The sequence below is a fragment of the Seonamhaeicola algicola genome (genome assembly GCF_007997385.1).
Lineage (GTDB): Bacteria > Bacteroidota > Bacteroidia > Flavobacteriales > Flavobacteriaceae > Seonamhaeicola > Seonamhaeicola algicola.
The window spans coordinates 84,898-98,312 of sequence record NZ_VOSC01000033.1 but is presented as its reverse complement, the minus strand read 5'-3'; the positions used below and the strand labels follow the sequence as shown (position 1 = coordinate 98,312).

9 protein-coding genes and 1 tRNA gene are annotated in these 13,415 nt (G+C 31.9%); 9 read left to right on the top strand and 1 reads right to left on the bottom strand.

Annotated elements, in window-relative coordinates; all coding sequences use genetic code 11:
- Positions 1–38 precede the first annotated feature (38 nt).
- The 3 genes from porM to FUA26_RS14150 all read left to right on the top strand — a co-directional run bounded on the left by porM (position 39) and on the right by FUA26_RS14150 (position 3,681).
- Positions 39–1,601 (top strand): type IX secretion system motor protein PorM/GldM, encoded by a 1,563-nt coding sequence (porM, locus tag FUA26_RS14160; protein WP_147137532.1) that lies wholly within the window; start codon positions 39–41, stop codon positions 1,599–1,601.
- Between the two features lie 38 nt (positions 1,602–1,639).
- The gene (gene porN / locus FUA26_RS14155; protein ID WP_147137529.1) at positions 1,640–2,530 is read left to right on the top strand and encodes a type IX secretion system ring subunit PorN/GldN; all 891 of its coding nucleotides are present in this window, start codon (positions 1,640–1,642) and stop codon (positions 2,528–2,530) included.
- Positions 2,531–2,637: 107 nt separating this feature from the next.
- Entirely contained in the window at positions 2,638–3,681 is a 1,044-nt protein-coding gene (locus tag FUA26_RS14150) for an NAD(P)/FAD-dependent oxidoreductase (RefSeq protein ID WP_147137526.1), read from the top strand.
- Positions 3,682–3,843: 162 nt separating this feature from the next.
- Here the strand turns inward: FUA26_RS14150 and FUA26_RS14145 are convergent, their stop codons facing one another.
- On the bottom strand, positions 3,844–4,227 hold the full coding sequence (locus FUA26_RS14145) for a DUF983 domain-containing protein (protein WP_147137523.1): 384 nt from the start codon (positions 4,225–4,227) through the stop codon (positions 3,844–3,846).
- 84 nt (positions 4,228–4,311) lie between these two features.
- Here FUA26_RS14145 and FUA26_RS14140 point away from each other — a divergent pair, with 84 nt between their 5' ends.
- From FUA26_RS14140 to FUA26_RS14115, 6 genes are all read left to right on the top strand, one after another.
- A complete protein-coding gene (locus FUA26_RS14140; protein WP_147137520.1) occupies positions 4,312–6,222 on the top strand; it encodes an ABC-F family ATP-binding cassette domain-containing protein in 1,911 nt (636 codons plus the stop codon).
- A gap of 91 nt (positions 6,223–6,313) precedes the next feature.
- Complete coding sequence (locus FUA26_RS14135; protein ID WP_147137517.1) at positions 6,314–7,444, top strand: efflux RND transporter periplasmic adaptor subunit; 1,131 nt, start codon at positions 6,314–6,316, stop codon at positions 7,442–7,444.
- Positions 7,444–10,650, top strand: a complete 3,207-nt coding sequence (locus FUA26_RS14130) for an efflux RND transporter permease subunit (RefSeq protein ID WP_147137514.1) — start codon at positions 7,444–7,446, stop codon at positions 10,648–10,650. Before FUA26_RS14135 ends, FUA26_RS14130 begins: the two co-directional genes overlap by 1 nt.
- Positions 10,640–11,947 carry a TolC family protein gene (locus FUA26_RS14125; RefSeq protein WP_246109147.1) on the top strand — a complete coding sequence of 436 codons (1,308 nt, stop codon included), beginning with the start codon at positions 10,640–10,642 and terminating at the stop codon, positions 11,945–11,947. The genes FUA26_RS14130 and FUA26_RS14125 overlap by 11 nt, the downstream gene beginning before the upstream one ends.
- Positions 11,948–12,090: 143 nt before the next feature.
- Positions 12,091–12,915: a Two component regulator three Y domain protein gene (locus FUA26_RS14120; RefSeq protein ID WP_147137508.1), complete on the top strand. Its 825-nt coding sequence runs from the start codon at positions 12,091–12,093 to the stop codon at positions 12,913–12,915.
- A 196-nt stretch (positions 12,916–13,111) separates the two neighbouring features.
- A tRNA-Met gene (locus FUA26_RS14115) sits at positions 13,112–13,184 on the top strand.
- Positions 13,185–13,415: the final 231 nt, after the last annotated feature.

Here is a 13,415-nt window from a genome sequence, read left to right as displayed (position 1 = left end):
GGTAATACCTAAAGTATTAACCCAAAACCTAATTTAAAATGGCAGGAAATAATTTATCACCAAGACAGAAGATGATTAATCTGATGTATTTAATCTTCATTGCAATGTTAGCATTAAATATGTCTAAAGAAGTGCTTTCAGCCTTCGGATTAATGAACGAAAAGCTTACACAGTCTAACAAAGCAGCTTCAGAACGTAATGAATCGTTTGTAGCAAGTTTAGACCAAAAAGCTGCAGATCAACCTGAAAAATATGAACCTTTAAAAGCTAAAGCTCATCAAATAGACGTTTTAGCTACAAACTTCAACAATTATCTTGAAGATTTAAAAGGTAAAATGGTTGCAAAAATTGATGATCCTACGGATTATGAAATTATGGATAAAGGAGATTATTTAGACCAAAATTTCTTTAAAGGCGATGTTATTAAGCCTGAAGGAAAAGAGTTTTTAAATCAAATTGCTACATTTAGAGATGGCGTTTCTGAAATTTTAAAAGATGAAAAAGGAATGCAAGATATTGTTAAAGATGTACAGAAAAACTTTAGCACAGACCAAGTAATTAATAGAGATAACAGACCTGTTGATTGGTTAGATTATCATTACAAAGGTTTCCCTTTAGTGGCATCATTAACCAAAATGACGCAGTTGCAAGCTGATATTAAAACTACAGAGTCTCAAGTGTTATCGGCTATGTTACAAGGAACACTTTCTAGTGAGGTGTCTATGACAAACTATACAACTTTAATGGAAACTTCAAAATCTGCTTATTTCAATGGCGAGCAGTTTGATGGGCAAATTGTTTTAGGTAGAAAAGATGCTTCAACAAAACCATCAAGAGTTGAATTAACATTAGATGGAAGAAAGCTTACTGAAAATCAATATTCAATTGAAGACGGTAAAGTAAAATTAAAAATAGGTACAGGTGGTGTTGGTGAACACAAAATTGAAGGAAAATTAATTTTTGCTCAAGATGGCGAAGAAATTGAAGTTCCTGTAAGTTCATCATTTGCAACTGTATCAAAACCAAATTCTGCAACTATTTCAGCAGATAAAATGAATGTAGTTTACCGTGGTGTTAAAAACCCTATGACTATTTCATTTGCTGGTGTGCCAGATAATAAAGTATCTGCAAGTGCTCAAGGTTTATCAAGATCAGGCGGAAGCAAATACATAATGGATGCTACATCAGTAAAAGGTAGAGAAGTAACAATTAATGTAACAGGTACATTACCTGATGGTGGTAAAGTTTCAGACAGAGCTACTTTCAGAATTAAAGATTTACCAAAACCAACAGGTACAGTTAGAGGAGAAGATGGTGCTTTAAAAATGCAAAGAAACTCTTTAGAAATTTCTACTGTTGGTGCTAAGTTTGATGATTTTGATTTTGAATTACCATTACGTGTAACAGGATTTAAATTTAAAGTACCAGGGCAGCCTACAATAACTGTAAACGGTAATAAGTTAGATAGTAGAGCAAAAGCAGCTTTACGTAAAGCAAAAAGAGGTTCGGGCGTTCAAATATTTGATATTGAAGCTAAAGCTAGCGGTGTTAGCGTAAGGCTTAAAAAAGTATCGCCAGTATTTATTGAGCTTACTAACTAGTACCATAGGTAATACCTAATAAATAAAAAGAAAAGACAATGAATTTAAGAAGTTTTTTATTAACCGTAGCAACTGTTTGTACAGCAACTACCATGTTTGCTCAAGCAAATATTTTAAATGCTAAAAGTCCTGAAGATATTGGGGTACGAACAGATGAACAAAAAGTAGTAGATAATGACAAGCCCTTAGAATACGGTTATGTTGATGATAGAGATATCTTATTTGCTAAAATGACGTGGGAACGCGTAGTGCTTAATGAGCGCTCTAACTTTCCGTTGTACTACCCAATTGATACTAATAACATTGGTAAAGACAGACGTAGTTTATATGATGTTTTAATGAAAAACATTAAAAACGGTAAAATAGAAAACATCTACGATGATTCATACTTTTCAACAAAACGTACTTTAAAAGATATTGAAGCCGCATTAACTAAAGTTGATACCACTGAACTTGGTATTGAGCAGTTAAATGCAGGTGAAACTTTATCTGCAGAGTACATTGATAGAAGAGAAATTACTGCTGCTGATATTGTTGAATACCGTATTAAAGGTTTATGGTATTTTGATAAAAGACAATCTGAAATGAAATACAGGTTGTTGGCAATAGCGCCGGTAGCACCCGATGTTAATTTTATAGACTCTGATAACCCAGATTTAGTGCCATTATTTTGGATATTTTTTCCAGATGCCAGACAGGTGTTACATGAGGCTAAAGCGTTTAACAATGAAAACAGTTCGCAACCATTCTCTTTTGATCATGTGCTAAACTCCAGACGTTTTCATGGATACATTTACAAAGAAGAAAATGTTTATGGAGACAGAAAAATTACAGAGTACGTATCAGACAACGCACTTATGCAGTTGCTAGAATCTGAAAGAATTAAAGATAAGATTAGAGATTTTGAATTAGATATGTGGACATATTAATTTGAAATACCAAAAAATCAAAAAATAGTAAAGCGCTCACTAATTCAAGTGAGCGCTTTTTTTGTATTTCATAAAAAAGAAAAACATCCATTTTATATCTTCGCAGTATGCAAGTAGATTATATTATTGTAGGTACCGGTTTAGCAGGTATTAGTTTTTGTGAGCAATTAAAGGCTAATAACAAAAGTTTTATTGTTTTTGATGATGGTTCGCAGCAATCATCAATGGTAGCAGGAGGTTTATATAATCCGGTGGTGTTAAAACGCTTTACAGCCGTTTGGAAAAGTACTGAGCAGTTAAATATGGCCTTACCAATGTATAAAACCATTGAAAGCAGGCTTAATATTACAATAGATTATAAAATACCAGTTTTTAGAAAATTTGCATCAACCGAAGAGCAAAATAATTGGTTTGCAGCATCAGATAATGCTATGCTTGCAAATTTTCTTTCTGAAGAAATAATAAAAAATACAAATACGGCTATTAATGCGCCTTTTGGCTTTGGTAAGGTTTTAAATACTGGTAGAATTGATGTTAAAACCTTAATTGAAGCCTATAAAAAAGACTTGAAAAATAATAATCAATTACAAGAAAAAGGTTTTGATTATGATGTGCTACAAGTAACAACTTCAAATGTAATTTATAATAAAATAGAAGCTAAACACATTGTGTTTGCTGAGGGTTACGGGTTAACTAAAAACCACTATTTTAATAACTTGCCTTTAGTGCCGGCAAAGGGGGAGTTACTTATAATACATGCCCCAGATTTAAAAATAGATTTTGTACTAAAATCGGCCGCTTTTTTAATTCCACTTGGTAATGATAATTATATTGTTGGAGCTACTTATGAGTGGAAAGATTTAAGTAATAAAACTACAAATAAAGCTAAAGTAACATTGTTAGAAAAGCTTAAAAATTTACTTAACTGCAATTTTACAGTTGTTAATCAGGTAGCGGGCATACGGCCAACAGTAAAAGACCGGAGACCTTTAGTAGGCCAACATGAAAACTATAAAAACTTATATGTTTTAAATGGTTTGGGCACACGCGGTGTAATGATTGGGCCATATGTTGCCCAAAAGCTTTACAATTTTATTGAAAACGGAGTGCCTTTAGATCCTGAAATTGATATAACAAGGTTTAAAGTATAACGCCGTTGCGTTAAGGATGGAAGCGGCATCCTTTTTAAAACGTGTTGTGTAGTGTGTTATTTAAAATACTAAATTCTAGTAATTATAATAGTATTAAACAAAGTGTGGGTGCGTTTTAAAAAGATATAGCGTATAGCCTGACCCTTTAGGGTAACGCCCAAATTATTTTTTAACTAAATCTTTATCATAACTCATAAAAAAGTTAATCCAAATATTTCTAGATAAACGCATAATTACAGGCATAAAAACAACCAATGTGCCAACAATAGAAATAAAAGTAACTTTTAAATTAGCGTTAAAAATTAAGTTACTAATTACAAAAGCAGCAACGGCAAAAGCAACACCAACAGCATAACTAACATACATTGCGCCGTAAAAAAACGAAGGTTCAATGCGGTATTTTGTATTACAGTGAGAGCAACGTTCGTTAATTTTTAAAGTTTCAGTAAGGTTGTAGGCATTTTTGTTAGTGTACATAGATTCTTGGTGGCATTTTGGGCAACTACCAGTAAAAATGCTATATAATTTGGTTCCTTTTGTAAACATTTATTTTAGTGTATTTTTGTACGCGTTTTACTTTACAAAAATAAATCTAATAGTTTTAATAACTGTAACAAAAGTCACATATCTATGCTTAATATACATAATCTTTCAATTTCCTTTCAAGGCGAATATCTTTTTGAAGATATTACATTTAAGCTAAGTGGTGGCGATAGTGTGGGGCTTATTGGTAAAAATGGTGCGGGAAAATCTACCATGCTAAAAATTTTATCAAAAGATTTAGAGCCCGATTCAGGCCAAATAGCTACAGATAAAGCTTTAAAAATTGGTTTTTTAAAACAAGATATAGATTTTGTTTTTGGTAGAACTGTTTTAGAAGAAGCCTATGAAGCCTTTACAGAAATTAAAAGTTTAGAGGCTAAAATGGAAGCTGTTAACACGCAGTTAGCCGAACGTACCGATTATGAAAGTGAAGCTTATAATCAGTTAATGATAGATATCAACGATTTACAACACCATTACGAAATTTTAGGCGGTTATAATTACCAAGGCGATACCGAGAAAATATTACAAGGTTTAGGTTTTAAGCGCGAAGATTTTAATAAACTAACCGATACCTTTTCAGGTGGGTGGCGTATGCGTATAGAGTTGGCAAAGCTACTGTTACAAAACAATGATATTTTACTTTTAGATGAGCCAACAAACCATTTAGATATTGAATCTATCATTTGGTTAGAAGGCTTTTTAAAAAGCTACACTGGCGCCGTTGTAATAGTATCGCATGATAAAATGTTTTTAGATAATGTTACCAACCGTACCATTGAAATTTCACTAGGTAGAATTTACGATTATCCTAAACCGTATTCAAAATATTTAGTTTTAAGAAAAGAGCTGAGAGAACAACAATTAGCATCACAAAAAAATCAGCAAAAACAAATAGAACAAACTGAAAAATTAATTGAAAAGTTTAGAGCCAAAGCATCAAAAGCAACCATGGCACAATCTTTAATTAAAAAGCTTGATAAAATTGATAGAATTGAAGTTGATGAAGATGATAATAGTGTAATGACGCTAAACTTTCCCGTATCTATAACCCCAGGAAAAGTTGTTGTTGAAGCCGAAAAAGTATCAAAAAACTATGGAGACAACCAAGTTTTAAGTGAAGTTAGTTTGCTTATTGAACGTGATAGTAAAACGGCTTTTGTGGGTCAAAATGGTCAAGGTAAATCTACTTTAGCCAAAATTATTGTAGGCGATTTAAAATATAACGGCCACTTAAAACTAGGGCACAATGTGCAAATTGGGTATTTTGCCCAAAATCAAGCAGAATATTTAGATGGTAACAAAACCGTTTTAAACACCATGATTGATGCTGCTAATGAAACTAATAGAAGCAAAGTACGTGATATTTTAGGCTCGTTTTTATTTAGAGGAGATGAGGTTGAAAAATATGTGCGTGTGCTTTCAGGTGGTGAGCGTAACCGCTTAGCGTTGGCTAAATTAATGCTTCAGCCATTTAATGTATTGGTAATGGATGAGCCTACAAATCACCTAGATATAAAATCTAAAAACGTATTAAAAGATGCCTTAACAAAATTTGAAGGCACTTTAATTTTAGTATCGCATGATCGTGATTTTCTTCAAGGCTTAACCAATAAAGTTTATGAGTTTAAAGATCAAAAACTAAAAGAATATTTAGGCGATATTGATTATTATTTAGAGCAACGTAGAGTTGATAATTTAAGAGAAGTTGAAAAACGCACTGTTGTAAAAGAAACTCCAAAAGTAAAAAAACAACAAACCTACGAAGAACAAAAAAAACTCAAATCTTTAAACAACAAGCTTAGTAATATTGAGGCCAAAATAAGCGATTTAGAACGTGCCATTAAAGCTATTGATGCAGATTTAGAGGTTAATTATGAGCAGGTAACATCACAACCCAATTTTTTTGATAACTACCAAAAAAAGAAAAAAGATTTGCAACAATTCATGGATAAATGGGAATTATTGCAAGAAGAAATAGAAATGCTAGAAAATTAAGGAGCCCATTCTTTATTTTATGTTTTTTTTAACTTTAATCACTTAGGGGTTTAGGTAATTTTGCGCGTATACACCATCAAAATTGTACTAAATGCGTAAAATTATACTGTCCGTTATTGGCGTTTTACTAATAGCAGTTTCTTTTTTTATTGCCAAAAGTTTAATTGAAAGCAAAAACAAACCTAAGCCAGTAAAAGGTAAAGTTGTAAAAACGGTTTTTGTTGATACCGTTAAAAATACCACCATTCCTATAGTTGTTACAGCAAGTGGCAATACTGTAGCAAAACGTAGGGTAGAACTCTATGCCGAAGTACAAGGTGTTTTTAAACAAACAGGAAAACTTTTTAAACCAGGACAAATTTATAAAAAGGGGCAACCTTTAATAAGAATTGATGCAGCAGAGTATTACGCAAGTGTACAATCGGCTAAAAGTAATTTGTATAATGATATTGCTGCAATTATGCCAGATTTAAGGTTAGATTTTCCTGAGGTTTATAGCAAATGGCAACAATATCTTTCAGGGTTTAATATTGAAAAAGCAACACCAAAATTACCTGAAATGACTTCTGAAAAAGAAAACTTTTTCATTACAGGTAGAGGTATAGTGTCTAGCTATTACAATGTTAAAAACTTAGAACAACGTTTAGCAAAATATGCAATAAATGCACCATTTACAGGTGTGCTTACAGAGGCTTTAGTAACCGAAGGTACTTTAGTAAGAAATGGGCAAAAACTAGGTGAATTTATTGATACTTCAGAATATGAAATTGAAGTAGCCATAAGCAAAACCTATGCAACGTTTTTAAAAACAGGCAAAAAGGTAGTATTAAAAACATTAGATGGTAACACAACATACAACGGTACGGTAGTAAGGGTTAATGGTAGTGTAGATTTAACCACACAAACCGTTACAGCTTTTATTGAAGTTAACCACCCAGATTTAAAAGAAGGCGTTTATTTAGAGGCAGAATTAGATGCTAAAGATGAAGAAAATGCTATTGAAATTAACAGATCGTTATTAACAGATGATAACACCATTTTTATTTTAAAAGATAGTGTTTTAGATGTTGTACCCGTAAAACCAGTGTATTTTACAGATACTAAAGTAGTTTTAAAAGGTGTTAAAGATGGTGTTGTTTACGTAAGTCAACCTGTGCCAGGAGCCTATAAAGGTATGCTGGCAAAACCAGCTATAACAAAACTAGCAACAACACAAGAATAATGAAAAAGATAATTGAATATTTTATACGCTATCACGTTGCTGTTAATGTGGTAATTTTAGCCTTTTTTGTGTTTGGTATTATTGGTATGCTATCGTTAAAATCGTCTTTTTTTCCGTTAGTAGAATCAAAAATAATTACAGTAGCCATTACCTATCCTGGTGCATCACCACAAGAAATAGAAGAAGGTATTGTGCTTCAAATAGAAGATAATTTAAAAGGCCTAAAAGGTATTGATAGAGTTACATCGGTTTCACGAGAAAACAGCGGAAGTATAACTGTTGAAATTGAAAAAGGTGAAAACTTAGATTTTATGCTTTTAGAGGTTAAAAATGCGGTTGATAGAGTGCCTTCTTTTCCAACGGGTATGGAGCCCTTGGTGGTTTCAAAACAAGAAGCAGTAAGAGAAACCATATCATTTGCAGTAAGTGGTAAAGACATTCCGTTAGTAACTCTTAAACAAATTGCACGCCAAATAGAAACCGATTTGCGCGCTATTGATGGGATCTCGCAAATTGAAATTTCTGGTTTCCCAGATGAGGAAATTGAAATTGCAGTAAATGAAACCAGCCTATTAGCTTATAATTTAACGTTTAATGAAGTAGCACAAGCCGTTAGTAATGCTAATATTTTAGTAACAGGTGGTAACGTAAAAACAGTTACAGAAGAATATTTAATAAGGGCCAATAACAGAGAATATTACGGTAGCGAGCTTTCAAATATTGTTGTAAGAGCCAGTAATGATGGTAAAATAATAAGGCTAAAAGATGTTGCCGAAATTCGTGATGTGTTTTCTGAAACCCCAAAAGCTACCTACTTTAATAAAGAATTAGCAGTAAATGTTTCAGTTACTAGTACTAATAATGAAGATTTAATTTCATCGGCAGATAAGGTTAAAGAATACATTGAAGAATACAACCAAAAATACACCAATTTAAAGTTAGATGTAGTAAGAGATTTATCAATAACCTTAAACCAACGTACTCAGTTATTAGCTGAAAATGCCATTGTAGGTATGATTTTGGTTTTAGTATTTCTATCTATATTTTTAAATACACGTTTAGCGCTTTGGGTTGCTTTTGGTTTGCCAATTTCGTTTTTAGGTATGTTTATTTTTGCAGGCCAGTTTGATGTAACAATAAATGTATTGTCTTTATTTGGGATGATTATTGTAATTGGTATTTTAGTTGATGACGGTATTGTAATTGCCGAAAACATTTATCAACATTACGAAAAAGGTAAAAAACCAATTCAAGCAGCTATTGATGGTACTTTAGAAGTTATTCCGCCAGTAGTATCGGCTATTATTACAACACTTTTAGCGTTTTCATTGTTCTTCTTTTTAGATAGTAGAATTGGCGAATTTTTTGGCGAAGTATCGGTAATTGTAATATTAACGTTGGCAGTTTCATTAATAGAGGCTTTAATAATTTTACCAGCACATTTAGCACATTCAAAAGCACTAAGAGTTAAAAAAGAAACACTTCATAATACCAAATCTTCAAACGGTTTTTTTGCATTTATGCGAGGCTTAAATAAAAGTGGCGATACGTTTATGGTGTTTTTAAGAGATAAAGTTTACACACCAGTATTAAACTTTGTGTTGGCATATAAAATTTTAGCATTAGGTATATTTATAATGCTGTTGGTTTTAACTATTGGCTCAATTGGCGGCGGTATTGTTAAAACAGCTTTTTTTCCAAGAATAGCTAGTGATACTGCAACTATTGAATTAGAAATGCCTGCCGGAACCAATGTTAAAATTACAGATTCTATTATTTCTATGATTGAAGAAAAATCATTCATAGTAAATAAAGAACTTACCGAAAAATTTTTAAAAGGTACAGGTAAAGAGTTGTTTGAAAATACTATTGTAGATATTAGTAGTTCATCAAGTGCAACACTTAAAATCAACCTTTTACCAGGAGAAGAACGTCCTGATGAAATTCAATCGTTTTTAGTAACCAATAGGCTAGAGGAGCTTGTGGGGCCTGTAATTGGTACTGAACGATTAATTTATGGTTCTGGAGGTAATTTTGGAGGTAACCCAGTATCGGTTTCCTTATTAAGTAATAATATTGAAGAGTTAAAAGCATCAAAAGTTGCCTTAAAGAAACACTTGCAAACAAACCCATTATTAAAAGATATTGGAGATAATGATCCTGCAGGAATAAAAGAAATTCGCCTTCAACTTAAAGAAAACGCCTATTTATTGGGGTTAGATTTAAGAACCGTAATGTCTCAAGTTCGCTCAGGCTTTTTTGGTGCTCAAGCACAACGTTTTCAACGCGGACAAGACGAAATAAAAGTTTGGGTACGTTATGATAAAGCCAACCGAAGCTCTATAAATAATTTAGATAATATGCGCATTGTAACCCCAACAGGTGCCCGCGTTACACTGAAAGACATTGCAAATTATAACATTGTAAGAGGTGATGTTGCTATAAATCATTTAGAAGGCAAACGCGAAATACAAGTGTATGCCGATTTAAAAGATCCAAGTAATAGCCCAACAGATATTTTAAATGATATAAAAGAAAATTTTATACCACAATTGCAAATTAAATATCCATCGTTAAGTGCATCTTTTGAGGGGCAAAATAGAGAGGCCAATAAATTAACAAGCTCATTAGGTTTATCAGGTTCAATAATATTACTGTTAATATACATTACTATAGCTTTTACTTTTAGAAGCTATTCGCAACCATTATTGTTAATTCTTTTAATACCATTTAGTTTAACAGCCGTAGCTTGGGGGCATTGGCTATCTGGTTTTCCTGTAAATATTTTATCCTTATTAGGTATTATAGCATTAATAGGTATTATGGTAAATGATGGATTAGTTTTAATAGGAAAATTTAATAGTAATTTAAGAGAAGGCATGAAGTTTGAAGAAGCGCTATCTGAAGCAGGAAAATCACGTTTTAGGGCTATTTTCTTAACATCATTAACAACCATAGCAGGTTTAGCGCCATTATTGTTAGAAAAAAGTAGGCAAGCACAATTTTTAAAACCAATGGCTATATCCATTTCATATGGTATTGGTTATGCAACTATATTAACACTGTTAGTTTTGCCTCTGTTTTTATCATTTAGTAATAGCATAAAGCAAGGGGTAAAATGGCTAATTACAGGAGAAAAAGTTACAAAAGAAGAAGTAGAACGCGCTATTATAGAGCAAAATGAAGAACAAGAACATGAAAATTAGTTTTGTAAGCCTATTATTTTTTACAACTGCTTTATTAGCACAACAAAAAATAACACCTAAAGATGCTGTGTCTTTAGCTTTAGATAATAATTACGGTATAAAATTAGCAGAAAACCAAGTTGAAGTAGCTAAAAATAATGCCAGTATATTAAATGCAGGCTATTTACCAACATTACGAGGTGTAGCCGGAGCAACTTATAATATTGATAATACCGAGGCTGAATTTTCAAATGGCGATGTTACAACCCTAACAGGTGCTGAAAGCTCTCGCTATAATGCATCAGTAGAATTAGGGTATACTATTTTTGATGGTTTAGGGCGTTCATACAATTACAAACAACTAAAAGAAACGCAACAATTAACTGCGCTGCAGGCCAGAGAAACTATTGAAAATACCATTTTACAACTTTTCACAGTATATTATAATGTAGCTGAATTTAAAGAAAATACAGCAGCATTAGCACAAACCCTTGAAATTTCAAACGATAGACTTACTAGAGCAGAGTATCAATTTGACTATGGGCAATCTACTAAACTTGAAATTTTAAATGCTGAAGTTGATATTAATAATGACAGTATTAACTTAATGAATGCCCAACAGCAATTACAAAGTGCAAAAAGAGATTTAAACCTAGTTTTAGGAAATGCCGTTACCAATGCTTTTGATGTTGAAACTAACGTTACTTTTACAAACCTATTAAATAAATCAGATTTGTTAAGTAAAGCAAAAGCTTACAACGCTAGTTTACTTCAAATAAATAAAAATATTGAAATAAATACACTCATTGTAAAATCTGAAAAAGCAGCTTATTTACCAACAATTGGTTTAACAGGTAGTTACGGTTGGAATAAAAATGATAACAATGCAGCATCATTTTTAGCAGTATCAACAAACACAGGCTTTTCAGGAGGTGTTAATTTAAGTTGGAATTTATTTGATGGCGGCAGTACTATAACGCGTGTAAAAAATGCTAAAATTAATTTAGAAAATCAAAACCTTCAAAAAGAAGAATTTTTAATAACCTTAGAACGCGATTTTAATAATGCTTGGGATGATTACCAAAACAAGCTGAACATTTATAAACTACAAGAAAAAAATATAGTTACAACTCAAAACAACTTTGATAGAACTGCCGAAAAGTTTAAGCTAGGGCAATTAAACTCTATTGAGTTTAGGCAAGCACAAATAAACTTGCTCAATGCAGAGTTAACAAAAAACCAAGCTAAATATGCTGCTAAAATAGCTGAATTAGAACTTTTAAAAATAAGTGGCGAAATTTTAAACATCAATTTTTAGCCATTAAAAGCTATGTTTTCGGATGAAATACATGTTTATCCGGATTAAGTGTTAAAGTTTCGTGTATTTAATCGATTAAAATGGTTTTTTATCCTGTTTTAACTTAGTTTCGTAATAGAATTAACCCCAAAACTAGTTCTACAATGAAAACTTTAAAACTTATAGCCCTTTGTTTATTTACAACAGCATATGCTTTTGCTGCTAACGTTTCATCAATTCAAAAAGATGCATTAATAGCATTTTACAATGCCACAAACGGTAGTAATTGGAATACAAAGTGGGATTTATCTGCCGATGTTAGCACTTGGTACGGTATTACTTTAGAAAATAATCAAGTAACCGAAATTAATTTACCTTTCAATAACTTACAAGGTGAGTTGCCACAAGAAATAGCAAATTTAACAAGTCTTAAAAAATTAAATTTAGGCTTTAATAAAATTTCAGGTAATATACCAGCATCATTAAGTGATTTGCAAGATTTAACATCTTTAGAGTTATTTATGAATGCTTTTGAAGGTGATATTCCATCAGAGCTAGGAAGTTTAAAGAATTTACAGTCGTTAAAATTATACAGCAATAAGCTAACGGGCAAAATTCCTGCAAGCTTAATGCAATTAACTAACCTTGAAGAATTGTTGTTAGGTAGCAACTTTTTAACAGGAACAATACCAACCAACATTGATGCCTTATCTAAACTTAAAAAATTAAGTTTAATGGATAACAAATTAGAGGGCGAAATACCAGTTCAAATAGGTAACTTAAATAATTTAGAAGAATTATTATTATCTACTAATAACCTTACAGGCGATTTACCAATTGAATTAATTAACTTAAAAAAGTTAAGCACAGTAATGGTAAGCGATAATAATTTAAACGAAGAATACATAAGTCTTTCAGGTAAAAATCCACCTGGAATGATGACAATAAATACAAACGCAACAGCCGTTTTAGACATTGAAAAAGAATAATTTTTTTAGAGTAAAGTTTTTATATTGTTAGTTTAAAGCAGTCTTTTAAAGGCTGCTTTTTTTATGTTTTAACTGAATGAACAAATTTTAATAATTAATAAAGCCTTAATATTCAGTAACTAAAAATTATTGCGAAAATATTTTTAAATTATTGCTTGTTAAATGTAAAAAGGGTTGTATATTTGCAGTCCAATATCGCGGGATAGAGCAGTAGGTAGCTCGTCGGGCTCATAACCCGAAGGTCACTGGTTCGAGTCCAGTTCCCGCTACTAAATTAAAACCCTAATCATTTCACAATCAAATGATTAGGGTTTTTTAATGCCTTAATCTTCCCAAAATCTACCCAAAAACCAAATGGTACAGTAAAATCATAAAATATTTTATAGGTAAAAGAAAATTTTATTCTTTGGGACTCCTAACATTTTATAAGTATATACTATTTAAATTTTTGCAAATATGGAGGGTTGGGGGAGAAAAAGCTTCACATACAGGGGCTAAAC

Bases quoted from the DNA above. Each gene is read 5' to 3' on its own strand.
- porM (WP_147137532.1), top strand. From the start codon at position 39: ATGGCAGGAAATAATTTATCACCAAGACAGAAGATGATTAATCTGATG.
- porN (WP_147137529.1), top strand. From the start codon at position 1,640: ATGAATTTAAGAAGTTTTTTATTAACCGTAGCAACTGTTTGTACAGCA.
- FUA26_RS14150 (WP_147137526.1), top strand. From the start codon at position 2,638: ATGCAAGTAGATTATATTATTGTAGGTACCGGTTTAGCAGGTATTAGT.
- FUA26_RS14145 (WP_147137523.1), bottom strand. From the start codon at position 4,227: ATGTTTACAAAAGGAACCAAATTATATAGCATTTTTACTGGTAGTTGC.
- FUA26_RS14140 (WP_147137520.1), top strand. From the start codon at position 4,312: ATGCTTAATATACATAATCTTTCAATTTCCTTTCAAGGCGAATATCTT.
- FUA26_RS14135 (WP_147137517.1), top strand. From the start codon at position 6,314: ATGCGTAAAATTATACTGTCCGTTATTGGCGTTTTACTAATAGCAGTT.
- FUA26_RS14130 (WP_147137514.1), top strand. From the start codon at position 7,444: ATGAAAAAGATAATTGAATATTTTATACGCTATCACGTTGCTGTTAAT.
- FUA26_RS14125 (WP_246109147.1), top strand. From the start codon at position 10,640: ATGAAAATTAGTTTTGTAAGCCTATTATTTTTTACAACTGCTTTATTA.
- FUA26_RS14120 (WP_147137508.1), top strand. From the start codon at position 12,091: ATGAAAACTTTAAAACTTATAGCCCTTTGTTTATTTACAACAGCATAT.